The organism is Sphingopyxis indica, assembly GCF_032879645.1.
Taxonomy (GTDB): Bacteria; Pseudomonadota; Alphaproteobacteria; order Sphingomonadales; family Sphingomonadaceae; genus Sphingopyxis; species Sphingopyxis indica.
In genome coordinates this window covers 4,076,782-4,098,078 of sequence record NZ_CP076394.1, presented here as the reverse complement: position 1 = coordinate 4,098,078, position 21,297 = coordinate 4,076,782, and the positions used below count along the sequence as shown (strand labels likewise).

Here is a 21,297-nt window from a genome sequence, read left to right as displayed (position 1 = left end):
GGCGGAGATTGGACGGACGGAACGATGACGGATTTCAAGTGGCGCCATTTCCAGGGTGATGTGATCCTGTGGGCGGTGCGCTGGTATTGTCGCTATCCGATCAGCTATCGCGACCTTGAGGAAATGCTGGCGGAACGCGGCATTTCGGTCGACCATACGACGATCTATCGCTGGGTCCAGTGCTACGCCCCGGAGATGGAGAAGCGGCTGCGCTGGTTCTGGCGGCGTGGCTTTGATCCGAGCTGGCGCCTGGATGAAACCTACGTCAAGGTGCGGGGCAAGTGGACCTACCTGTACCGGGCAGTCGACAAGCGGGGCGACACGATCGATTTCTACCTGTCGCCGACCCGCAGCGCCAAGGCAGCGAAGCGGTTCCTGGGCAAGGCCCTGCGAGGCCTGAAGCACTGGGAAAAGCCTGCCACGCTCAATACCGACAAAGCGCCGAGCTATGGGGCTCTGTTGCAAAAATCGTGAAGCTTGAGCATGCTTGGCGGAGATTGGACGGACGGAACGATGACGGATTTCAAGTGGCGCCATTTCCAGGGTGATGTGATCCTGTGGGCGGTGCGCTGGTATTGTCGCTATCCGATCAGCTATCGCGACCTTGAGGAAATGCTGGCGGAACGCGGCATTTCGGTCGACCATACGACGATCTATCGCTGGGTCCAGTGCTACGCCCCGGAGATGGAGAAGCGGCTGCGCTGGTTCTGGCGGCGTGGCTTTGATCCGAGCTGGCGCCTGGATGAAACCTACGTCAAGGTGCGGGGCAAGTGGACCTACCTGTACCGGGCAGTCGACAAGCGGGGCGACACGATCGATTTCTACCTGTCGCCGACCCGCAGCGCCAAGGCAGCGAAGCGGTTCCTGGGCAAGGCCCTGCGAGGCCTGAAGCACTGGGAAAAGCCTGCCACGCTCAATACCGACAAAGCGCCGAGCTATGGTGCAGCGATCACCGAATTGAAGCGCGAAGGAAAGCTGGACCGGGAGACGGCCCACCGGCAGGTGAAGTATCTCAATAACGTGATCGAGGCCGATCACGGAAAGCTCAAGATACTGATCAAGCCGGTGCGCGGTTTCAAATCGATCCCCACGGCCTATGCCACGATCAAGGGATTCGAAGTCATGCGAGCCCTGCGCAAAGGACAGGCTCGCCCCTGGTGCCTGCAGCCCGGCATCAGGGGCGAGGTGCGCCTTGTGGAGAGAGCTTTTGGCATTGGGCCCTCGGCGCTGACGGAGGCCATGGGCATGCTCAACCACCATTTCGCAGCAGCCGCCTGATCGGCGCAGAGCGACAGCCTACCTCTGACTGCCGCCAATCTTTGCAACAGAGCCCTTTTTGGCGATGTTTGTGGCGCATAGGGCTATTGACAAATGACCAAACGGTGACCTAAAGTTTCAAACAGACGCAGAGACGATAAGCGCCGTGCAAGTTGGGGCCATCCGGCCGGAAATGCTGAACGGATGGATCGGATGCTGCCAGGGGCCTGCGTGAGCGGGTTGGCAGGCTAGTTTCCCATGTACGGAAGACGAATCGGGAAAGCTCGTGGTCGGTGTGTTTCGCGAGTGAGGGGATAGACGTGCGAAAGGACGTGAGCGGTTGGATCACCCGTCTGAACGACGCGATGATCGACAACTACACAGCTTCAGGCGCATGGCGGAATGAGTCGATCGCCGATATCGCTGCGCGTCTGGTGATCGAAAAGCCTGACATGCTCGCATTTATTGAGGGCGATCGCTCGCTTTATCTGGGTAATCTTGTTACCAAGGCAAGAAAGATTGCTGCGGTACTTGCCACGCGTGGCCTAGTTCCGGGCGATGTGGTAAGCTTCCAGCTTCCCAACTGGCTCGAAACCGCGGTAATCAACCTGGCTTGTTGTATCGGCGGCTTTGTCTGCAATCCCATCATCCCAATCTATCGCGAGGCGGAGGTCGGCTACATCCTGCGCGACGGCCGTGCTAAGATTCTGTTCGTGCCGACGAGCTTCCGTGGCTTCGATTATGTCAATATGGCGCGCGCGCTTCAGGCGGGCCTTCCCGATCTTGCCACCATCGTTACCGTCCGGGGTGAGGCGGAGGGCTGTCTTGGTTATGAGGAGCTTCTCGCTTCAAACGCGCCTGACGTGGCAAGCGGCCATCCCGATCCCAATGCCGTCAAGCTGCTGCTCTATACATCGGGCACGACAAGCCATCCCAAGGGCGTTCTGCACAGCCACAATAGCTTAATGGCCGAGCTCCTTGCCGCTCGGGACTATTGGGGCCTTGGTGCGAGCGATGTGGTGCTGATGCCCTCGCCGGTTACGCATATAACCGGCTATCTTTACGCGCTCGAAATGGGTTTCGTCACCGGCTGTGCCGCGGTGTTGATGGAGCGATGGGACGCCTCTGAGGCGGTCGAGCTGATCAAGCGGCACGGCGTAACGATGAGCGTTGGCGCAACTCCCTTCCTCAGGGAACTTACGGATACGGTCGTGTCGGCCGGGGCTCTGCTCCCCACGATGCGTTTGTTTATCTGCGGCGGGGCGCCGGTTGCGCCGGAACTTGTGCGCCGGGCGGCGCAGGCGATCCCGGGGTGCGCCATATCGCGCGCCTTCGGAAGCAGCGAGGCGCCAACGGTCACGCTGGGTGTCCGGGGCGTCGAAGAGCTTGAGCTTGGCGCGACCACGGACGGGCGCATCGTCAACAATGAAGTGCGGATCATCGACGAAGCGACGGGAGCGTTGCTGGGCGAGGGGGCGGAAGGAGAGATCCTTGTTCGCGGCCCGGAGGTGATGCTGGGCTATACCGATCAAGCGCTGACGGACGATGCGTTCGATCAGGACGGCTTCTTCCGCACGGGTGATCTCGGACGGATCGAATTTGGCGATTTCCTGGCGGTGAGCGGCCGTAAAAAGGATGTTATCGTGCGCGGGGGCGAGAATATCAGCCCTCAGGAAATCGAAGATGCGCTGCATCGCTATCCTGCAATCACCGACGTCGCAGTGGTGGCGATGCCGCATGAAAGGCTGGGTGAAGGGGTCTGCGCCTATGTGATTGCGGATGCGCCCGTTTCCGTCGCCGACATTGGCAGCTTCCTCGGGGAGCAAGGGCTAGCGCGACAGAAATGGCCGGAGCGCGTGGAGATGGTCGACGCGTTTCCGCGCACGGCTTCGGGCAAAGTCCAGAAGAATATCCTGCGTGATCGCCTGGTTGCGCAGGCTCAGCCCACGGAGGCGTCCTTATGAATGGTCCGGACCTTCAACGGTCATTACAGCTTTTTGAGCGCATGCTGCTTATCCGCAGGATGGAGGAGCGGCTTGGTGACCTCGGGAAAGCCGGCGAACTTCCTGGCAATGTGCATCTTTATATTGGCCAGGAAGCGGTGGCCACCGGCGTCTGCGCACATCTTGACGACAGCGACTGGGTTGCCAGCACTCATCGCGGGCACGGTCACTTCCTGGCGAAGGGCGGAGATCCGCGCGCTATGGCGGCGGAGCTCATGGGCAAAGAGACCGGCATTTGCCACGGCAAGGGCGGCTCGATGCATGTTGCCGACGTCTCGAAGGGCATATTGGGCGCCAACGGCATTGTCGGCGGTGGCGTAGGGCTCGCGGTCGGTGCGGCACTCGGCGCGCAGCTTGACGGCGAGGGCCGGGTTGCCGTGGTGTTTTTCGGTGACGGTGCGTCCAGCCAGGGCGTCATTTCCGAGGCGCTGAACATCGCCGCCCTGTGGAAGCTTCCACTGTTGCTGGTCTGCGAGAATAACGGATTTTCTCAATTCTCCCCTTATGAGACGGTGAACGCTGGCGATATCTGGCGCCGCGCCGAACCGTTTGGCATGCCCGGCGCGCTGGTCGACGGCAATGACGTCCACGCCGTATGGCGGGTCGTTGGCGAGGCGGTTGCGCGGGCGCGCTCAGGCGAAGGGGCCACGCTCATCGAGGCTCGTACCTATCGCTGGCGGACTCATGTCGAATCCGAAGAAAGCTTCCTTGCAGCGCCTTATCGCACCCAGGAAGAAGTCGAGAGCTGGAAGCAGCGCGATCCGATTAGCCGGCTGGAAGAATTTCTCGTCTCCGAGGATCTGGAAAAGGACGTGGCCGCTATCCGGGCCAGGGTCGAGGGCGTTACCGAAAGCGCCATCACCGATGCTTTGAATGATCCTCTTCCCCCTGTCTCCCGTGCTTTTGAGGATATGTTCGCCAATGGCTAAGCGGCGCCTCATCCATGCTGTCAACGAAGCGCTTCATGAAGAAATGGAGCGCGACGATCGTGTGATCCTCTATGGCGAGGATGTCAGGATCGGCTTGTTCGGCGATACACGCGGCCTCTTCGACAAGTTCGGGGGCAAGCGGGTGATCAACACGCCAATCTCCGAGGTTGTCATGACCGGTATGGCGGTTGGGATGGCAGCGGCCGGCTATCGCCCGATCTGCCACATGATGTATGGCAACTTCCTTTATACCGGCTTTGACTCCATCGCGAACCAGGCCGCCAAGCTTCGCTATATGACGGCGGGCCAGCTCAAGCTGCCGCTCGTTTACCTGGCATCTACAGGTGCCGGCCGCTCATCTGGCGCCCAGCATTCCGATGCACCCTATCCAGGCGTTATGAACCTTGGCGGCATCAAGGTCGTGATCCCCAGCACGCCAGCCGACGCCAAGGGTTTGATGAAGGCCAGCATCCGTGAGGATAATCCGGTCCTCTTCCTGCTGCCCACCCGCCGCGGCGGCGAGCAAGGAGAAGTGCCCGATGGCGATCATGTCGTGCCGCTCGGCAAGGGATCGGTGAAGCGCGAGGGTCGCGATGTCACGGTGGTCGCGATCGGTGTGATGGTGCGTCATGCAATGCGCGCAGCGGCGACATTGTCCGAAGAGGGGATCGAGGTCGAAGTTGTCGATCCGATGACGCTCTTCCCGCTCGATAAGGAGCTGATCCTGGCCTCGGTTCGCAAGACCGGGCGCCTAGTAATCCTCGATGAGGCGCGTGCTACATGCAGCGCCGCAAGTGAAATTGCCGCTATCGTCGCCGAACAGGGTTTTGCTTCGTTGCGTGGTCCCGTGCGCCGGGACACCGTGCAGGATGTGGCGATCCCGTTCGCGCCCCATCTCGAAAATGCGGTGATCCCTGATGAGGCTATGGTTGAGGCTGCGATCCGCGCGGCTGTACGCGATGGAGACGTTGCATGAAGATGTCGCTTAAGTTGCCGATGTTTGGCATGAACATGGAAGAAGGCACGATCGCTCGCTGGCACGTACAGCTGGGCGCAGACTTTGCTCTCGGTGACATCCTTTATGAGGTGGAAACCGAAAAGGTGACGTCCGAGGTGGAAGCCCCGTGCGATGGAACTCTCATTGAAATATTGGTTTCTGAAGGTGATGATGCTGCTGTTGGAGCGGCAGTCTGCCGAATAGAAACGAAATAATTGTCCTGACACCGGAGTGAAGTGGGCAGGAGACACGGATAGTTTTTCAACGCGACCGAAGAAAAAATGTTTAAGAACGCGAAACGATACTTCGGTCATATCTAGGGAGGGATGGTTATGATTGTCAGACCAGAAAGCACAACGAAACGGCACGGCATTAACTTATACGCATCGGGCGTCGCGCTTCTTTGCTTCTGTTCGCCCGCATTCGCCCAGAGCGAGGCTCCGGCGGAGCAGCCTGCTGCCCAATCCGCAGCCGCCGAAGCGCCGCAGAGTGAAAGTCTGGGTGCCGGCGAGATCATCGTCACCGCCAGCAAGCGCGCTGAATCGATCAACAAGGTCGGCCTCACGATTGCGGCGGTCAGTGGCGATCAGCTCGTCAAGCAGGGTATCAGCAGCGTCCAGGATTTGACCAAGGCCGTCCCGGGTCTGACCTATGCGCGGTCGGCATTCGGCACCCCGGTGTTCACGCTGCGTGGCGTCGGCTATTTCGATACCGCTCTGGCGGCATCGCCTGCGGTTAGCGTTTATGTCGACCAGGCGCCTCTCAGCTTCTCCGCGCTGCCCGGCATCGGGGTCGGTTTGGACATGGAGCGTGTTGAGGTACTGAAAGGTCCGCAGGGCATTCTGTTCGGCCAGAATTCCACCGGCGGCGCGATCAACTACATCGCCAACAAGCCGACCGACACTCTGACGAGCGGGTTCAGCCTTGGCTATGGACGATTTAGCACGGTTGAAGGCGAAGCTTTCATCAGTGGACCTGTGACCGACACGCTCAATATACGGCTCGCTGGCCGCAGCACTTATGCGGGATCGTGGCAGAAAAATTACTTCTCTCGTCCAGGTGACGAGTTCGGGAAGCGGCGGGAATTCGCTGGCCGTATCACTCTAGACTGGAAGCCCACCGATAGACTCAGTTTCATGGCCAGCCTGAGTGGTTGGCATGACGGCAGCGAGCCGCAGATCGGGCAGTACATCTTCCTGCGTCCTGCCACGGCGGGGCAGGAGCAATTTTTGAGCCCTCAGCTTTATAATTTCGAAACGGGTACATTGGTGACGCCATATGCGCCGCGCAAGGCGCGCGCCGCCGATTGGTCCGCGGATGCTGAACCTTTCCGTGACGACAGAATGTATAATGCCGCGCTGCGTACCGACTATGACGTGACCGATAATCTGACCCTGACCTCGATCACTTCTTATTCGGACTATAAGCGTAATAGCCGGGCGGCGGATGACGGCACTGCGGTGCAAGACTATGATTATGTCGCCAACGACGGATATATTCGTGACTTCAACCAGGAATTGCGCCTGTCGAACGACGCCGCATCGCGCATGCGGGTCACCGTCGGTGCTAATTATCAGCACAGCAAAGTCTATGAGCTAAGCAAGTATTCCTTTGGAGATAGCATCATGTCGAATTTCTCTCAGATAGACGGGACGAGCACTTCGCTGCCGGTGCGATTTTCCAGAGCATCGGATTTCAGCCGGCAGACGATCGAAAATTATGCGTTCTTTGGAAACGTCGATTTCGATGTGACAGACACCATCACGGTGAAGGGTGGCCTTCGCTATACGAACAGCAAGCGCCATTTCGTCGGCTGTACCTTTGATAATAATTTCGACCCGATACATGGCGACGACGCCCAGCGCAGGCTGTTCGACATTCTCCACACGTTCGCCAGATCCCTGGTGGGCCTGGGAGCATCGACCCCCCTGCAGCCGGGTGACTGCACCACTGCGATCGACCCGCTGACGGATGCCAACGGCAATCCACTTATCGGTGTAGAGAATGGGCAACGGCCGGATGCCTTTGAGAGCATCCTCGGCGATACCAACCTCAATGAGGATAATCTGTCCTGGAAGGTTGGCGTCGACTTCAAGCCGGTGGCTGGTTCGCTATTTTACGCGAACGTGACCAAGGGCTATAAGGCAGGCAGCTTCCCAACGATTACGGCGGCGTTGCGCAGTCAATATCGTCCGGTCGTTCAGGAATCGGTCATTACCTACGAAGCGGGTTTCAAGCAGGAGCTGTTCGACCGCTCGGTGCTGCTCACCGGTGCTGGCTTCTACTATGACTACCGCAACAAGCAGCTGAGGGGCTTCTTCGATCAGCCGCCTTTCGGCACCGTGTTCGCACTCGACAACGTGCCTAAGTCCACCGGCAAGGGCGGTGAGCTGGCCATCGTATGGCGGCCGGTCGATGGCCTCAACCTCAGTGGCGCGGTGACCTATGTCGACGCGAAGATCAAAAAATACTCCGGTCGGAATTCCGACGGGGTATTTACTGACTTTGCCGGCGACCGGGTGCCATTCGCTCCGAAATGGAATGCGAGTGCAAACGCCGACTATACCGTTCCGCTTGGCGCCAGCCTGGCAGTGAATTTGGGTGCCAGCCTGACCTATAACAGCAGCACGCAGGCTGCGATCGGTCATGATGCGGTGACGAAGGCGGTAACCTACATCAAGCCGTTTACCACCGTTGATGCTCGCATTGCACTTCAGGATGCGGACAATGCATGGCAGGTCCAGTTCTGGGTGAAGAATCTGACCAACGAATATTACTGGAACAACGTAGCGTTCCTGTCCGATACGGCGGTTCGGTATGCGGCCATGCCACGCACCTACGGAGTAAAGACCAGCTTCCGTTTCTAAAGCTGATCGGAGGATCTTGGGTTGGTCTGTCGAGATTGGCCTGGGATCTCCCCTCCTCTGCCGGCATGAAGCCGGTGGTGCATTGAATGGATACGGCCGGAGCATCCGATTTTTCGGACGCTCCGGCCGTAATCCTTTAAGTTCAGCATTTTTTGGATCAGAATGGGATCATGGCTGAGGCAGCGGATGACCTGGATGTCGTGATAGATGCCGCGGCGCTATGGCTTGCGGCGGGCCGTCATGTCGCGCTTGCCACAGTGATCGAGACCTGGGGGTCGGCGCCTCGGCGGGCGGGATCCCATCTGGTGATCCGCGACGACGGAATTTTCGAAGGCTCCGTCAGCGGCGGTTGTGTCGAAGGCGACGTCATCGTTCAGGCTCTCGAATTGATTGCGGCAGGGGGCGGCTTTCGTCGCCTGGATTATGGCGTGGCTGACGCGCAGGCCTGGGAGGTGGGACTTGCTTGCGGCGGCCGAATCTCCATCCTGTTACAGACCGTCGATGGGGCACATTTTCCGCCTGCGCTGATCGAGCGTATCGTTGATGCACGGGCGCAGGGTTTGCCGCTGGGTCTGGCGACGGATCTGACAAGCGGTGCGACCCGCGAGAATGCGGCCCCTCTGAAGGAATGGTTCTTCAATCTCTATCCTCCGCGCCGTCGTCTCGCGATCGTGGGGGCGGTTCATATCGCCCAGCTGCTCGTCCCGATGGCGCGCCTTGCGGGCTATGAGACAACCGTTATCGATCCGCGCGGCATGTTCGCGGCGGCTGCCCGATTTGATCAACCTGTAGACGAGAATTGGCCCGACGAAGCGCTTGATCGTTGGCGCCCGGACGGCGGCTCCGCGGTAGTCAGTTTGACGCATGATCCAAAGCTTGATGATCCGGCGCTGGCGCGCGCTCTGAACTCGCCGGCCTTCTATATCGGCGCATTGGGATCACGAAAAACACATGCTGCCCGGCTCGAGCGGCTCGGCGCCGCCGGCTTCACGGATAAGGAGCTCGCCCGCATCCATGGGCCGGCAGGGCTCCCAATCGGTGCGGCGGGACCAGCCGAGATCGCCGTTTCCATCCTGGCCGAGATGACGACAGTCTTGCGGAGCTCGAAGTGAGGTTTGGACGGGTATCGCTGGAAGAGGCCGAGGGTGCGATCCTGGCCCATAGCCTCTCGATTCCGGGACGCCGCTTGCCAAAAGGGCGCGTGCTCGATTGCGATGATCTGGCGGCGGTCCGGCATGCGGGATTGGAAGCGCTCACCGTTGCTCGGCTCGATACGGACGATATTGGTGAAAATGATGTCGCGATGGCGATTGCGCAGAGGCTGGCCGGAGATCATGTCCGCGCCGAACCTCCCGTCCATGGGCGGGCTGATCTGATCGCCGAGACGAACGGCCTTCTCGTTTATGCACCCGACGGCATAGGCAAGCTCAATCGGGCAACGGAGGCGATCACATTCGCCGCCGTCGCGCCGATGACGCCGGTGCGCGCGGGCGACGTGGTAGGCACCGTCAAGATAATTCCCTATGCGGTGCCCCGAGCCGAACTTGTCTCAGCGGGGCAAGTCGCGGATGGTTGCAAGGTCCGTATAGCTGCATTCGGGCCCCTCTCGGTCAATCTCGTGCAAACCAGTCTAGGCAGCGTAAGCCTCAAGCTTCTCGCCAAGACCGAAACCGTTATAAGGCAGCGAGTCGAGAGGCTTGGCGGACATTTGAATCATGTGTGGATCTGCGATCATGATGAAGCGGCTCTAACCAATTTGCTCGCGGACTCTTCGGAGGCGGATCTTGTGCTGATCATGGCGGCATCGGCGACGGCCGACCGCGAAGATGTGGTCCCCGCGGCCATTCGACAAGCGGGCGGGCGCGTGGAGCGGGTGGGAATGCCGGTCGATCCCGGCAATCTCCTGTGCCTCGGTTGGTTGCGCAGGCGGGCTGTCATTGGGTTGCCGGGTTGTGCACGTAGCCCCCTGCGTAATGGAGTTGATCTGATATTGGAGCGGCTCTTCGCTGGGTTCGGCGTGGATAGCGATGTGATCGCCGGCATGGGAGTCGGCGGTCTGCTCGGGGATGGAGGCGGACGACTCGATGCGCGCGCCCTCTAGCTGTAGAAAAACAACACTTACTTGGTTGGGATTATTGGATGTTGACCTACGACTATGATCTGTTCGTCATTGGGGCGGGCTCGGGCGGAGTGCGCGCGGCGCGGGTTTCGGCAGCCTATGGCGCGCGGGTGGCGGTCGCCGAGGAGCATCGGGTGGGCGGCACCTGCGTGATCCGGGGCTGCGTGCCCAAGAAGCTGCTCGTCTATGGCTCGCATTTCGCCGAGGATCTGCAGGATGCACGGCGCTTTGGCTGGAAGGTGCCCGATTGCGAATTTGACTGGTCGGCGCTGCGCGACAATGTGCTCGCCGAGGTCTCGCGGCTCGAAGGTCTCTACACCGAGACGCTCGGCAACAATAAGGTCGAGATCATCCGCGAGCGGGCGACCGTCGCCGGGCCGCATGAGGTGCTGCTCGGCTCGGGCCAGACGATCACCGCCGGCAAAATCCTGATCGCAACCGGCGCTTGGCCGATCGTACCCCATTTTCCGGGGGCCGAGCATGGCATCACCTCGAATGAAGTGTTCCATCTCGATACCTTCCCCAAGCGCGTGGTGATCGCAGGGGCGGGCTATATCGCCAATGAATTTGCCGGCATCTTCCACCAGTTTGGTGCGCATGTGACGCTGGTCAACCGCACCGACGTGATCCTGCGCGGCTATGACGAGCAGATCCGCGACCGGCTGCTCCAGATCTCGATGACCAAGGGGATCGAGTTCAAATTCCACGTCGCCTTCGAGAAGGTCGACAAGCAACCGGACGGCTCGCTGCTGGTGCACATGACCGGCCATGAGCCGATCCCGGCCGACATGCTGCTATTCGCCACCGGCCGACGCCCGCATACCGAAAATCTCGGGCTGGAGACGGCCGACGTCGCACTCGACGCCAAGGGCGCGATCAAGGTGGACGACGACAACCGCTCGAGCTGCGCCAGCATCTATGCGGTGGGCGACGTCACCAACCGGGTGCAGCTGACGCCGGTCGCGATCCGCGAGGGCCAGGCCTTTGCCGACACTGTGTTCGGCAATAATCCCCGCCGGGTCGATTATGGCTGCATCCCGTCCGCCGTATTCAGCCATCCGCCGATGGCGGGCGTGGGCATGACCGAGGCCGAGGCGCGCAACAAGCTCGGTGAGGTCAAGGTCTACACCTCCGACTTCCGGGCGATGAAGAATGTGCTCGCCGACCGCCACGAGCGCGCGCTCTACAAGCTGGTCGTCCATCCTGAGACCGACGTGGTGGTCGGCATCCACATGATCGGCCCCGACGCGCCTGAAATCCTGCAGGCCGCCGCGATCGCGGTGAAGGCGAGGCTCACCAAGGCCCAGTTCGACGATACCGTAGCACTGCATCCCTCTATGGCCGAGGAACTGGTGCTGATGCGGTAGGGCTTGGGTTGCCAGCTACCGACGTATGCGCCTGGGCGCTGCGTCGGTCATGCGCTTGGCCTGCCGTTCGCCTGAACGCGACCGGCAGGCCGTTAGCTGGTCATTGCGACCGAATAACAGGGTCGGCAATTCAACTATTGACGATAGCGGCGCATTTCGAGGCGAGCGATCGCGCGGTTGTGAACCTCATCCGGCCCATCCACCAGGCGCATTGTGCGGAGATGTGCATAGGCGCGCGCAAGGCCGAAGTCGTCGGCGACGCCCGCGCCGCCATGCGCCTGGATCGCATCGTCGGCGATCTTCAACGCCATATGCGGCCCCGCCACCTTGATCATCGCGATTTCCGCTTGTGCTGCCTTGGCCCCAAGCTTGTCCATCACGTCGGCGGCCTTGAGGCATAGGAGGCGGGTCATTTCAAGTGACGTCCGTGCTTCGGCGATCCGCTGCTCCCAGATGGAATGCTCTGCTAGGCGTTTCCCAAAGGCAGTGCGCGAAAGGAGCCGCTCCACCATTTTCTTCAAGATTTCCTCGGCCAAGCCAATCGTGCGCATACAGTGATGGATTCGGCCTGGCCCCAATCGCCCCTGAGCAATTTCAAAGCCGCGCCCCTCGCCGAGCAGCATATTCTCGACCGGAACGCGAACATCCTTCAGCTCGACTTCGCCATGACCATGAGGCGCATCGTCATAGCCAAACACAGGAAGCATTCGCAGAACGGCTCTGTTGCAAAGATTGGCGGCAGTCAGAGGTAGGCTGTCGCTCTGCGCCGATCAGGCGGCTGCTGCGAAATGGTGGTTGAGCATGCCCATGGCCTCCGTCAGCGCCGAGGGCCCAATGCCAAAAGCTCTCTCCACAAGGCGCACCTCGCCCCTGATGCCGGGCTGCAGGCACCAGGGGCGAGCCTGTCCTTTGCGCAGGGCTCGCATGACTTCGAATCCCTTGATCGTGGCATAGGCCGTGGGGATCGATTTGAAACCGCGCACCGGCTTGATCAGTATCTTGAGCTTTCCGTGATCGGCCTCGATCACGTTATTGAGATACTTCACCTGCCGGTGGGCCGTCTCCCGGTCCAGCTTTCCTTCGCGCTTCAATTCGGTGATCGCTGCACCATAGCTCGGCGCTTTGTCGGTATTGAGCGTGGCAGGCTTTTCCCAGTGCTTCAGGCCTCGCAGGGCCTTGCCCAGGAACCGCTTCGCTGCCTTGGCGCTGCGGGTCGGCGACAGGTAGAAATCGATCGTGTCGCCCCGCTTGTCGACTGCCCGGTACAGGTAGGTCCACTTGCCCCGCACCTTGACGTAGGTTTCATCCAGGCGCCAGCTCGGATCAAAGCCACGCCGCCAGAACCAGCGCAGCCGCTTCTCCATCTCCGGGGCGTAGCACTGGACCCAGCGATAGATCGTCGTATGGTCGACCGAAATGCCGCGTTCCGCCAGCATTTCCTCAAGGTCGCGATAGCTGATCGGATAGCGACAATACCAGCGCACCGCCCACAGGATCACATCACCCTGGAAATGGCGCCACTTGAAATCCGTCATCGTTCCGTCCGTCCAATCTCCGCCAAGCATGCTCAAGCTTCACGATTTTTGCAACAGAGCCACAAAACCTTCCTCGATCTTTCGGATGCGCCCGGGGCTAAGGAAAGCTACCGCCTGAGAGGCGCCTGCGTGGCCTACGCCGTCATCCATCGATGCTCCGGCAGCAACTCTCCGCTCGACGGCAATGGCTAGAACGATTCCTCGATTGACATGATATTCATCATGCGATATGCATCGCCGACCGGGCAGACCAGAAAATCGCTCAAGGAGAATATCGATGAGCCTCAGCGCAAAGCCATTTGGCGAGAAGAAATTCATTGAGATCAAGGGCCGGCGCATGGCCTATATCGATGAAGGGACCGGCGATCCGATCCTCTTCCAGCACGGCAATCCGACGTCGTCCTATCTGTGGCGCAATATCATGCCGCATTGCGCCGGGCTGGGACGGCTGATCGCCTGTGACCTGATCGGCATGGGCGATTCGGACAAGCTCGATCCGTCGGGGCCCGAGCGTTATGCCTATGCCGAGCATCGTGACTATCTCGACGCGCTGTGGGAGGCGCTCGATCTCGGGGACAGGGTTGTTCTGGTCGTGCATGACTGGGGGTCCGTCCTCGGCTTCGACTGGGCCCGCCGCCACCGCGAGCGTGTACAGGGGATTGCCTATATGGAAGCGGTCACCATGCCGCTCGAATGGGCGGATTTTCCCGAACAGGATCGCGATCTGTTTCAGGCCTTTCGCTCGCAGGCGGGCGAAGAATTGGTGTTGCAGGACAATGTTTTTGTCGAACAATTTCTCCCCGGAATGATCCTGCGCCCCTTAAGCGAAGCGGAGATGGCCGCCTATCGCGAGCCCTTCCTCGCCGCCGGCGAAGCCCGTCGACCGACCCTGTCTTGGCCTCGCCAAATCCCGATCGCAGGCACCCCGGCCGACGTGGTCGCGATCGCCCGGGACTATGCCGGCTGGCTCAGCGAAAGCCCGATTCCGAAACTCTTCATCAACGCCGAGCCGGGACACGTGACCACGGGCCGATTGCGCGACTTCTGCCGCACATGGCCAAACCAGACCGAAATCACGGTCGCAGGCGCCCATTTCATCCAGGAGGACAGTCCGGACGAGATTGGCGCGGCGATTGCGGCGTTTGTCCGGCGATTGCGCCCAGCATAATCCGGAACCGGCTCATTTTCTAAGATCCGAACAAACCACAGACGCGGCGACGCCGATCACCCGCGCAGGACAATAGGAGAGACCGACATGAGCGACGACATTTTTGGCTCTGTTGCAAAGATTGGCGGCAGTCAGAGGTAGGCTGTCGCTCTGCGCCGATCAGGCGGCTGCTGCGAAATGGTGGTTGAGCATGCCCATGGCCTCCGTCAGCGCCGAGGGCCCAATGCCAAAAGCTCTCTCCACAAGGCGCACCTCGCCCCTGATGCCGGGCTGCAGGCACCAGGGGCGAGCCTGTCCTTTGCGCAGGGCTCGCATGACTTCGAATCCCTTGATCGTGGCATAGGCCGTGGGGATCGATTTGAAACCGCGCACCGGCTTGATCAGTATCTTGAGCTTTCCGTGATCGGCCTCGATCACGTTATTGAGATACTTCACCTGCCGGTGGGCCGTCTCCCGGTCCAGCTTTCCTTCGCGCTTCAATTCGGTGATCGCTGCACCATAGCTCGGCGCTTTGTCGGTATTGAGCGTGGCAGGCTTTTCCCAGTGCTTCAGGCCTCGCAGGGCCTTGCCCAGGAACCGCTTCGCTGCCTTGGCGCTGCGGGTCGGCGACAGGTAGAAATCGATCGTGTCGCCCCGCTTGTCGACTGCCCGGTACAGGTAGGTCCACTTGCCCCGCACCTTGACGTAGGTTTCATCCAGGCGCCAGCTCGGATCAAAGCCACGCCGCCAGAACCAGCGCAGCCGCTTCTCCATCTCCGGGGCGTAGCACTGGACCCAGCGATAGATCGTCGTATGGTCGACCGAAATGCCGCGTTCCGCCAGCATTTCCTCAAGGTCGCGATAGCTGATCGGATAGCGACAATACCAGCGCACCGCCCACAGGATCACATCACCCTGGAAATGGCGCCACTTGAAATCCGTCATCGTTCCGTCCGTCCAATCTCCGCCAAGCATGCTCAAGCTTCACGATTTTTGCAACAGAGCCGGTCGATCTGCAACGCGATGCGCTCACGGCCGCTGGTGTCGATCAACGGCACCTCTACTCCGACAAGGCTTCCGGTGCGCGCGACGATCGCGCCGGCCTGAAAGCCTGCCTCGACTACATGAACGCCGGCGACACGCTGGTTGTCTGGAAGCTCGATCGGCTCGGCCGCTCGCTGCCGCACCTGCTGGCGATCGTCACCGACCTCAAGGAACGCGGCATCGCCTTCCGGTCGCTGACCGAACAGATGGATACCACCACGCCGCATGGCGAGTTGCTGTTCTCGCTGTTCGGCGCGCTCGCCCAATACGAGCGAGCGTTGACGCGGGAGCGGATCATGGCGGGCCTGGCCGCCGCAAAGCGGCGGGGCCGACAAGGTGGACGACCGCCGACGATCGCCGCGGAAAAGATGCAGTTGATAGTTGCCGCTCTGTCCAATGGGGCCAGCAAAGCGTCGGTTTCTCGCACGTTCAGCGTGCCGCGATCAACATTGACGGACACGTTGGAGCGGATCGGGTGGTCAGCGCCGGTCAAGGATACGCCTTGAATAACGACAAAAATATAATTATATTCCCGTCATGTTATCCATGCGCTTTTCCTGGCACCCAGCCAAAGCCGAGAGCAATCTGAGAAAGCATGGCATCAGTTTCGAGACGGCCGCCAGCGCCTTCGCAGACCCCTTTGCGCTTAGCGTGCATGATCGGATCGAAGGCGGCGAGCAACGATGGCAGACCTTGGGCCTGGTCGAAGGACATTTACTCCTGCTGGTGGCCCACACCGTCGCTGAGGATGACGACGACGGCGAATATGTGGAGATCATCCATATCATTTCGGCCCGAAAAGCCGATCGAAAGGAAAGACGACGTTATGAAGAAGAAAGACGCTGATACCGTCCGCTTCCAGCTCGATCCGGGCAATCTGCCCCCCTTGACCGAGGCACAGAAGGCCGAGCTGGATGCCCTGCAGGCGATGCCGGATAGCGGTATCGACTATAGTGATGCCCCGACGCTGACAGAGGATTTCTGGAAGACCGCCGAGCGTGGACGGTTCTATAAGCCGATCAAGCAGCAGGTAACGGCGCGGCTCGACGCCGATGTGCTTGCTTGGCTCAAATCCCAGGGCAAGGGCTATCAGGCTCGCATGAACGCAATCCTTCGGCGCGAGATGTTGGCGGCTGCGAAGGAGCGCCGACACGCTTGACGTGCAGGCCGCAGATGGATGCCGCTTTCACGGCCGGGAGTAACCCGGCCCGGCGTAGGCGCGCGAAGCCGCCAGAGTTGCGGCAATCATGTGTTTTTCGCTATGCTCTTTCTTCTAAAATAGCGACCGGTGAAAAATCCGATCCACGCAATTGCTGGAACAAGCCAAGGCCAAAAGGAAGATAAGAGTAGAATCATGTCGCCCCAGCGGCTCCGAGCAATAGCGTTAATGCAGTCGATCCCAATGTTATCGGAGTAGCGACAAATATTCCGAATTTTTGGTTTGCAAATGATACGAGCGAACAGACCAGTAAGATCACGAATATATCTGGCCAAAATTCACCCAACATACGTATCACGTTGTCTTTCTCCACGAACAGCCATCTACATGCGGCGCACTGCAACCCTAAGTCCAAGAAATCCGTCAAGTAACGAAATTTTGTTAAGAGTCTGTCTTGAATCTCATGGGTAACGAGCGATGCGTCGGATGAGGACGATGGCAGCGGCGGCATAGAGGAGCGCGGTTGCGGATTTGATGGTCCGCTCGAAGTCTTTGGCCAGACGGCGATTGCGGTTGATCCATGCGAAGGTGCGTTCGACGATCCATCGTCTGGGATGGACGACGAAGCCGGTCTGATCGGCGAATTTGCGGACGATTTCGATCGTAATGGAGGTGGCGTCCCGGACGCGATCGCTGTTGTAGGCGCTGTCGGCATAGGCGCGCGCGACGAAGGGATGCCGCTGGTGAGACTGCTGGAGCAAGGGCACCGCGCCATCGCGGTCCTGCACATCGGCAGGATGGACCAGTATGATAAGGGCGCGACCATCGGTATCGACCATTGCATGGCGTTTGCGTCCCATGGTCTTCTTGCCTGCGTCGTAACCACGAGGTCCGCCTGCTTCGGTGGTCTTCACGCTCTGGCTGTCGATGACTGCCGCGGATGGTGCTGGTTCTCGCCCTGTCCGGATGCGATCGATCCGAACGAGATGATGATTGAGGCTTTCGAATACCCCATCGTCGCGCAAGGTGCAGAACCACTGGTATACCGTGCGCCATGGCGGAAAACTGTCGGGCAAAAGCCGCCAGGGACATCCTGCCCGTAGCAGATAGAAAATGGCTTCGACGATTTCGCGCATCGGCCAGCATCGCCGTCGTCCGCGCTGGCTGGCTCAGGGTCTGGACGATTTGCTAGCCCGACGACCGGGGCAGGCCGCGACATGGCTATCCTGGCTGCGCAATGCGCCACAATCGCCGGCAGAGCGCAACATCCTGCGCCTGATCGGACGGCTCGCCTATCCGGCACGAAGCAACATACAGCGTGGGTCTGGATGTCAGCCAGCGCAGCACGAGCATCTGTGTTCTCGATCCCGACGGCAAGACCGTGGTGGAAGGGCAGGCGAAGACTAACCCGTTCGAGATCGGCCGCTATTTGCAGAAGCGCCTGGAAGGGCCGCTGAAGCTCGGTATGGATCGCATTCTGGCTCTACCATGGGCTGCGCAGGAGCGGCGTCTGGTTGAGAAGCGTCTTGAGGCGCAGGGGCGGTTAACCTGCACCGTCAGACGTAGCGCTCACTTATCGAGAAGATCGTTTGTGCCTTTGGCGCTCGGCTAAACAGCGCATGGAAAGCGTCACCTGCTGCAGCTATGCCCTGTTCTGCCAATGTCCGCGTCGGCCAATAAAGTTCGCGCACACCGATCACCGAGGGGCCGGGGAGGACGAGCTTTTCGATCGGATGGCACCGGGTATGGCGAAATGCGCCAAGACGCTCGCCAAGTGCGAAATCGTCGTCTCCGGCCCAGGCCGTGCCGCCTTCCTCGAACACCACCTGGGTAAGCTTGGCGAAGTTCGGTCGTCGGTCGATCGACCAGTTATAGGCCGCCTCGTCACCGCGCAGCGCTTCGGCGCGGCTTTTGAGAACCTCTTCGCGTGCGAAAACGGCAAAGAAGTTGTCCATGTCGACGAAATTCGGCTCATCTTTCAGCGCATAGGCCACATAATCAGGATCGGTCACGAAGGCGGCAGCGTCCGCTTCGCTGTCGAACCAGACTTCGGCGATGCCTTCGTAGCGGTTCTGATCGGCATCGAGGAAATCGACGTCGACCTGATGGCTCTGGACATAGCGCTTGATAATCCGGATGCCTTGTCCCAGCGAGCCGTGGGGATAGCGCCAGTGATCGTGAAACGCCTGAGGCGTCATTCCCACTCTCCGTGCGAAGACCGCCATCATTCGTATTGCGCTCATAGTCCGGTTCCCAACGGTTCTGGCAGTTCAGATTGCGGTGTAGCCGCCATCGGCAGCAATGGCGGCGCCGGTGACGAACGAAGAGGCATCCGACAGCAACCAGGCTGCCGTTTCGCCGATCTCCGCCGGTTCGCCATATCGACCGATCGGGTGGGCGGTTTTCAGGAATTCCGCGTGCGAAGGCTCGTTCTCGATCACCGACATCAGCATCGGAGTGCGGATAGCGCCCGGTAGAACTGCGTTCACGCGGATTCCCTGTTGCCCGTAATCGACGGCAGCGATCCGCGTCAGCCCGATAACGGCATGTTTGGCTGCGATGTACTCGCCATGTGCGGGGATCGCGACGGTGCCGCCAACCGACGCCGTGTTCACGATCGAACCGCCGCTCCCCGCTTTCAGCATCGCTGCGATCTGATGTTTCATGCAATGAAAAACGCCGAGCACGTTGATATCCAGGGATCGTTGGAAATCGGCGCTCGTCAGTTGATGAAGCGGCACGTTGACCGGCGGCAGCCCCGCATTGTTGAATGCGCCATCAAGGCGACCGAATTCGGTGATGGCGAGTTCCACGGTCGACCACGCGTTGTCCTCGATACTGACGTCGCAATGGCTGTAGACGGCGTTGCCACCTTCCGCGCGTATCAGTCTGACCGTTTCCTCGGCTGCGGCTTCGACGATATCGGCGACAACCACATTCGCGCCCCGACGGGCAAGAATAAGGGCGGCAGCGCGGCCGATACTGCCGCCTGCGCCCGTCACGATATAGCTGCGTTGCTCCAATCCGGACATTGAGGACCCCATTTTTGACTGACGGGCAAGTGAAGGGCGCTGCCTGTCAGATGCCCAGCGCTTCGCGCACGGTCCTGGCGTTCACCCAGCGATCGACGTGGTGAAGGTTGTGGCGGATCTGTACTTCGCCATCCTGCAACTGCATCGTATCGTATGCGCCGGCCTCGATGCCGCGCTGGGTGCGTTCGGTGTTCGTCACGTCCTCCAGCAGGATTTCCGCGATGCGCGTGATATAGAGTTCCTGTTGCAGCTTTTCCCGCCCGGTCAGTGGCTTGGGTACATGAAACTCGGCTTCCCACCGCGTGCGATTGACGCTGATCGGCCAGAACCTGTGCGACCAGAAACCGCCGGGCGAAAGGTTTATGTGCAGCGTGGGAAAAGCGACGGCGATGTCCAGCGCCCAGTGTTTCGATTGCTTGGGATTGATCGCGGGATGATCGAGATACTCGGTCATCCCCGCCGTTTCCGCGGCACCCAGCACGTTGCCGGTATCGCGGTTCGCATAGGCCATCTTTTCGACCATCGCATCTTCGGGCGGAGCGTAGTCCGGATTGCCGAAAGTGGAAAACTGGCGGTGTGGTCCCCAGAAGCGTGCATCGAGCGGGCGGGAATGCGGATTGACCGCGCTGGCGAAAGTCTTGCCGATCGTCGCCGGGTGGATCGAAGGGATATGGTAGGTTTCCGAAAAGGCATCGGCCAGCACTTTCCAGTTCGCATCGAGATGCGCCTCGAAATAGAGTGACGTATCCGTATTTTCCCAAGAAACCCCGGCAAACCGCGTTCCGAAGTCTCCAAGGAATTCCTGCAGGCTGACTTCGGGCTGCTTCTGGTGGTTGAGGAATATCCAGCCTTCCCACACATCGGTGGCGATCGGCACGAGGCCGCATTTCTTCTTGTCGAGATCGAAGAAGTTCGCCTCGTCTGGCACGCCCATCAGGCTGCCGTCGTTGCGGTAGACCCAGTTGTGGTAATTGCAGGAGAAGCGCGAGGCGCGGCCGCGCTCGGTCAACACGGCTCTGTTGCAAAAATCGTGAAGCTTGAGCATGCTTGGCGGAGATTGGACGGACGGAACGATGACGGATTTCAAGTGGCGCCATTTCCAGGGTGATGTGATCCTGTGGGCGGTGCGCTGGTATTGTCGCTATCCGATCAGCTATCGCGACCTTGAGGAAATGCTGGCGGAACGCGGCATTTCGGTCGACCATACGACGATCTATCGCTGGGTCCAGTGCTACGCCCCGGAGATGGAGAAGCGGCTGCGCTGGTTCTGGCGGCGTGGCTTTGATCCGAGCTGGCGCCTGGATGAAACCTACGTCAAGGTGCGGGGCAAGTGGACCTACCTGTACCGGGCAGTCGACAAGCGGGGCGACACGATCGATTTCTACCTGTCGCCGACCCGCAGCGCCAAGGCAGCGAAGCGGTTCCTGGGCAAGGCCCTGCGAGGCCTGAAGCACTGGGAAAAGCCTGCCACGCTCAATACCGACAAAGCGCCGAGCTATGGTGCAGCGATCACCGAATTGAAGCGCGAAGGAAAGCTGGACCGGGAGACGGCCCACCGGCAGGTGAAGTATCTCAATAACGTGATCGAGGCCGATCACGGAAAGCTCAAGATACTGATCAAGCCGGTGCGCGGTTTCAAATCGATCCCCACGGCCTATGCCACGATCAAGGGATTCGAAGTCATGCGAGCCCTGCGCAAAGGACAGGCTCGCCCCTGGTGCCTGCAGCCCGGCATCAGGGGCGAGGTGCGCCTTGTGGAGAGAGCTTTTGGCATTGGGCCCTCGGCGCTGACGGAGGCCATGGGCATGCTCAACCACCATTTCGCAGCAGCCGCCTGATCG

Annotated in this window: 21 protein-coding genes and 3 pseudogenes; 16 read left to right on the top strand and 8 right to left on the bottom strand. The window is 60.1% G+C overall.

What is annotated here, in order from left to right; genetic code table 11:
- Window positions 1-24: 24 nt before the first annotated feature.
- The 10 genes and pseudogenes from KNJ79_RS19430 to gorA form a co-directional block, all read left to right on the top strand.
- A pseudogene (locus KNJ79_RS19430) lies at window positions 25-462 on the top strand (IS6-like element IS6100 family transposase); the annotation flags it as partial.
- Window positions 463-513: 51 nt separating this feature from the next.
- Window positions 514-1,278 carry an IS6-like element IS6100 family transposase gene (locus KNJ79_RS19425; RefSeq protein ID WP_001389365.1) on the top strand — a complete coding sequence of 255 codons (765 nt, stop codon included), beginning with the start codon at window positions 514-516 and terminating at the stop codon, window positions 1,276-1,278.
- A gap of 311 nt (window positions 1,279-1,589) precedes the next feature.
- Window positions 1,590-3,221: an AMP-binding protein gene (locus tag KNJ79_RS19420; RefSeq protein WP_020818092.1), complete on the top strand. Its 1,632-nt coding sequence runs from the start codon at window positions 1,590-1,592 to the stop codon at window positions 3,219-3,221.
- The gene (locus KNJ79_RS19415) at window positions 3,218-4,189 is read left to right on the top strand and encodes a thiamine pyrophosphate-dependent dehydrogenase E1 component subunit alpha (RefSeq protein ID WP_021244803.1); all 972 of its coding nucleotides are present in this window, start codon (window positions 3,218-3,220) and stop codon (window positions 4,187-4,189) included. The genes KNJ79_RS19420 and KNJ79_RS19415 overlap by 4 nt, the downstream gene beginning before the upstream one ends.
- Window positions 4,182-5,165, top strand: coding sequence for an alpha-ketoacid dehydrogenase subunit beta (locus KNJ79_RS19410; RefSeq protein ID WP_020818090.1), 984 nt, complete (start codon window positions 4,182-4,184; stop codon window positions 5,163-5,165). Before KNJ79_RS19415 ends, KNJ79_RS19410 begins: the two co-directional genes overlap by 8 nt.
- Window positions 5,162-5,401 carry a lipoyl domain-containing protein gene (locus KNJ79_RS19405; RefSeq protein WP_007682525.1) on the top strand — a complete coding sequence of 80 codons (240 nt, stop codon included), beginning with the start codon at window positions 5,162-5,164 and terminating at the stop codon, window positions 5,399-5,401. The genes KNJ79_RS19410 and KNJ79_RS19405 overlap by 4 nt, the downstream gene beginning before the upstream one ends.
- A gap of 117 nt (window positions 5,402-5,518) precedes the next feature.
- Window positions 5,519-8,053: a TonB-dependent receptor gene (locus KNJ79_RS19400; RefSeq protein ID WP_317152258.1), complete on the top strand. Its 2,535-nt coding sequence runs from the start codon at window positions 5,519-5,521 to the stop codon at window positions 8,051-8,053.
- Between the two features lie 170 nt (window positions 8,054-8,223).
- A complete protein-coding gene (locus tag KNJ79_RS19395; protein ID WP_007682022.1) occupies window positions 8,224-9,165 on the top strand; it encodes an XdhC family protein in 942 nt (313 codons plus the stop codon).
- Window positions 9,162-10,154 carry a molybdopterin-binding protein gene (locus KNJ79_RS19390; RefSeq protein ID WP_007682023.1) on the top strand — a complete coding sequence of 331 codons (993 nt, stop codon included), beginning with the start codon at window positions 9,162-9,164 and terminating at the stop codon, window positions 10,152-10,154. Before KNJ79_RS19395 ends, KNJ79_RS19390 begins: the two co-directional genes overlap by 4 nt.
- A gap of 38 nt (window positions 10,155-10,192) precedes the next feature.
- Window positions 10,193-11,539, top strand: coding sequence for a glutathione-disulfide reductase (gorA, locus tag KNJ79_RS19385; RefSeq protein WP_007682024.1), 1,347 nt, complete (start codon window positions 10,193-10,195; stop codon window positions 11,537-11,539).
- 134 nt (window positions 11,540-11,673) lie between these two features.
- On the opposite strand, the pseudogene KNJ79_RS19380 reads toward gorA, so the two are convergent.
- From KNJ79_RS19380 to KNJ79_RS19370, 3 genes and pseudogenes are all read right to left on the bottom strand, one after another.
- Window positions 11,674-12,255 (bottom strand): annotated as a pseudogene (locus KNJ79_RS19380) (acyl-CoA dehydrogenase family protein); the annotation flags it as partial.
- A gap of 54 nt (window positions 12,256-12,309) precedes the next feature.
- Window positions 12,310-13,074, bottom strand: coding sequence for an IS6-like element IS6100 family transposase (locus tag KNJ79_RS19375; protein ID WP_001389365.1), 765 nt, complete (start codon window positions 13,072-13,074; stop codon window positions 12,310-12,312).
- 39 nt (window positions 13,075-13,113) lie between these two features.
- A complete protein-coding gene (locus KNJ79_RS19370; protein ID WP_317152257.1) occupies window positions 13,114-13,392 on the bottom strand; it encodes a hypothetical protein in 279 nt (92 codons plus the stop codon).
- On the opposite strand from KNJ79_RS19370, the gene linB reads away from it, so the two are divergent.
- Window positions 13,352-14,242 carry a haloalkane dehalogenase gene (linB, locus tag KNJ79_RS19365; RefSeq protein ID WP_394357136.1) on the top strand — a complete coding sequence of 297 codons (891 nt, stop codon included), beginning with the start codon at window positions 13,352-13,354 and terminating at the stop codon, window positions 14,240-14,242. The two genes, KNJ79_RS19370 and linB, sit on opposite strands and share 41 nt — an antisense overlap.
- A gap of 159 nt (window positions 14,243-14,401) precedes the next feature.
- On the opposite strand, the gene KNJ79_RS19360 is transcribed toward linB, so the two are convergent.
- Window positions 14,402-15,166, bottom strand: a complete 765-nt coding sequence (locus tag KNJ79_RS19360) for an IS6-like element IS6100 family transposase (RefSeq protein ID WP_001389365.1) — start codon at window positions 15,164-15,166, stop codon at window positions 14,402-14,404.
- 44 nt (window positions 15,167-15,210) lie between these two features.
- Here KNJ79_RS19360 and KNJ79_RS19355 point away from each other — a divergent pair, with 44 nt between their 5' ends.
- The 3 genes from KNJ79_RS19355 to KNJ79_RS19345 are packed head-to-tail and all read left to right on the top strand — an operon-like array spanning window position 15,211 to window position 16,424.
- Complete coding sequence (locus KNJ79_RS19355; protein ID WP_029987071.1) at window positions 15,211-15,771, top strand: recombinase family protein; 561 nt, start codon at window positions 15,211-15,213, stop codon at window positions 15,769-15,771.
- 31 nt (window positions 15,772-15,802) lie between these two features.
- Window positions 15,803-16,111, top strand: a complete 309-nt coding sequence (locus KNJ79_RS19350; protein ID WP_007682056.1) for a BrnT family toxin — start codon at window positions 15,803-15,805, stop codon at window positions 16,109-16,111.
- Window positions 16,092-16,424 carry a BrnA antitoxin family protein gene (locus tag KNJ79_RS19345; protein ID WP_007682049.1) on the top strand — a complete coding sequence of 111 codons (333 nt, stop codon included), beginning with the start codon at window positions 16,092-16,094 and terminating at the stop codon, window positions 16,422-16,424. Before KNJ79_RS19350 ends, KNJ79_RS19345 begins: the two co-directional genes overlap by 20 nt.
- A gap of 461 nt (window positions 16,425-16,885) precedes the next feature.
- On the opposite strand, the pseudogene KNJ79_RS19340 reads toward KNJ79_RS19345, so the two are convergent.
- Window positions 16,886-17,581, bottom strand: a pseudogene (locus tag KNJ79_RS19340) (IS5 family transposase); the annotation flags it as partial.
- A gap of 161 nt (window positions 17,582-17,742) precedes the next feature.
- Here KNJ79_RS19340 and KNJ79_RS19335 point away from each other — a divergent pair.
- Window positions 17,743-18,036: a hypothetical protein gene (locus KNJ79_RS19335; protein WP_145907151.1), complete on the top strand. Its 294-nt coding sequence runs from the start codon at window positions 17,743-17,745 to the stop codon at window positions 18,034-18,036.
- Here the strand turns inward: KNJ79_RS19335 and KNJ79_RS19330 are convergent.
- Genes KNJ79_RS19330 through KNJ79_RS19320 form a run of 3 tightly spaced genes read right to left on the bottom strand, consistent with a single transcriptional unit; the run spans window position 17,981 to window position 20,543 of the window.
- Window positions 17,981-18,652, bottom strand: a complete 672-nt coding sequence (locus tag KNJ79_RS19330) for an EthD domain-containing protein (protein ID WP_317152255.1) — start codon at window positions 18,650-18,652, stop codon at window positions 17,981-17,983. The genes KNJ79_RS19335 and KNJ79_RS19330 overlap by 56 nt on opposite strands.
- A 42-nt stretch (window positions 18,653-18,694) precedes the next feature.
- Window positions 18,695-19,456 (bottom strand): SDR family NAD(P)-dependent oxidoreductase, encoded by a 762-nt coding sequence (locus KNJ79_RS19325; protein WP_007682039.1) that lies wholly within the window; start codon window positions 19,454-19,456, stop codon window positions 18,695-18,697.
- 46 nt (window positions 19,457-19,502) lie between these two features.
- Window positions 19,503-20,543, bottom strand: a complete 1,041-nt coding sequence (locus KNJ79_RS19320) for an aromatic ring-hydroxylating oxygenase subunit alpha (protein WP_238559290.1) — start codon at window positions 20,541-20,543, stop codon at window positions 19,503-19,505.
- Between KNJ79_RS19320 and KNJ79_RS19315 the strand changes: the two genes are divergently transcribed.
- Window positions 20,530-21,294 carry an IS6-like element IS6100 family transposase gene (locus KNJ79_RS19315; protein WP_001389365.1) on the top strand — a complete coding sequence of 255 codons (765 nt, stop codon included), beginning with the start codon at window positions 20,530-20,532 and terminating at the stop codon, window positions 21,292-21,294. The genes KNJ79_RS19320 and KNJ79_RS19315 overlap by 14 nt on opposite strands.
- The last annotated feature ends 3 nt before the right edge of the window (window positions 21,295-21,297 follow it).

Bases quoted from the DNA above. Each gene is read 5' to 3' on its own strand.
- KNJ79_RS19375 (WP_001389365.1), bottom strand. From the start codon at position 13,074: ATGACGGATTTCAAGTGGCGCCATTTCCAGGGTGATGTGATCCTGTGG.
- KNJ79_RS19405 (WP_007682525.1), top strand. From the start codon at position 5,162: ATGAAGATGTCGCTTAAGTTGCCGATGTTTGGCATGAACATGGAAGAA.
- KNJ79_RS19400 (WP_317152258.1), top strand. From the start codon at position 5,519: ATGATTGTCAGACCAGAAAGCACAACGAAACGGCACGGCATTAACTTA.
- KNJ79_RS19360 (WP_001389365.1), bottom strand. From the start codon at position 15,166: ATGACGGATTTCAAGTGGCGCCATTTCCAGGGTGATGTGATCCTGTGG.
- KNJ79_RS19415 (WP_021244803.1), top strand. From the start codon at position 3,218: ATGAATGGTCCGGACCTTCAACGGTCATTACAGCTTTTTGAGCGCATG.
- KNJ79_RS19425 (WP_001389365.1), top strand. From the start codon at position 514: ATGACGGATTTCAAGTGGCGCCATTTCCAGGGTGATGTGATCCTGTGG.
- KNJ79_RS19325 (WP_007682039.1), bottom strand. From the start codon at position 19,456: ATGTCCGGATTGGAGCAACGCAGCTATATCGTGACGGGCGCAGGCGGC.
- linB (WP_394357136.1), top strand. From the start codon at position 13,352: ATGAGCCTCAGCGCAAAGCCATTTGGCGAGAAGAAATTCATTGAGATC.
- KNJ79_RS19370 (WP_317152257.1), bottom strand. From the start codon at position 13,392: ATGAATTTCTTCTCGCCAAATGGCTTTGCGCTGAGGCTCATCGATATT.
- KNJ79_RS19350 (WP_007682056.1), top strand. From the start codon at position 15,803: ATGTTATCCATGCGCTTTTCCTGGCACCCAGCCAAAGCCGAGAGCAAT.
- KNJ79_RS19395 (WP_007682022.1), top strand. From the start codon at position 8,224: ATGGCTGAGGCAGCGGATGACCTGGATGTCGTGATAGATGCCGCGGCG.
- KNJ79_RS19315 (WP_001389365.1), top strand. From the start codon at position 20,530: ATGACGGATTTCAAGTGGCGCCATTTCCAGGGTGATGTGATCCTGTGG.
- KNJ79_RS19410 (WP_020818090.1), top strand. From the start codon at position 4,182: ATGGCTAAGCGGCGCCTCATCCATGCTGTCAACGAAGCGCTTCATGAA.
- KNJ79_RS19345 (WP_007682049.1), top strand. From the start codon at position 16,092: ATGAAGAAGAAAGACGCTGATACCGTCCGCTTCCAGCTCGATCCGGGC.
- gorA (WP_007682024.1), top strand. From the start codon at position 10,193: ATGTTGACCTACGACTATGATCTGTTCGTCATTGGGGCGGGCTCGGGC.
- KNJ79_RS19330 (WP_317152255.1), bottom strand. From the start codon at position 18,652: ATGATGGCGGTCTTCGCACGGAGAGTGGGAATGACGCCTCAGGCGTTT.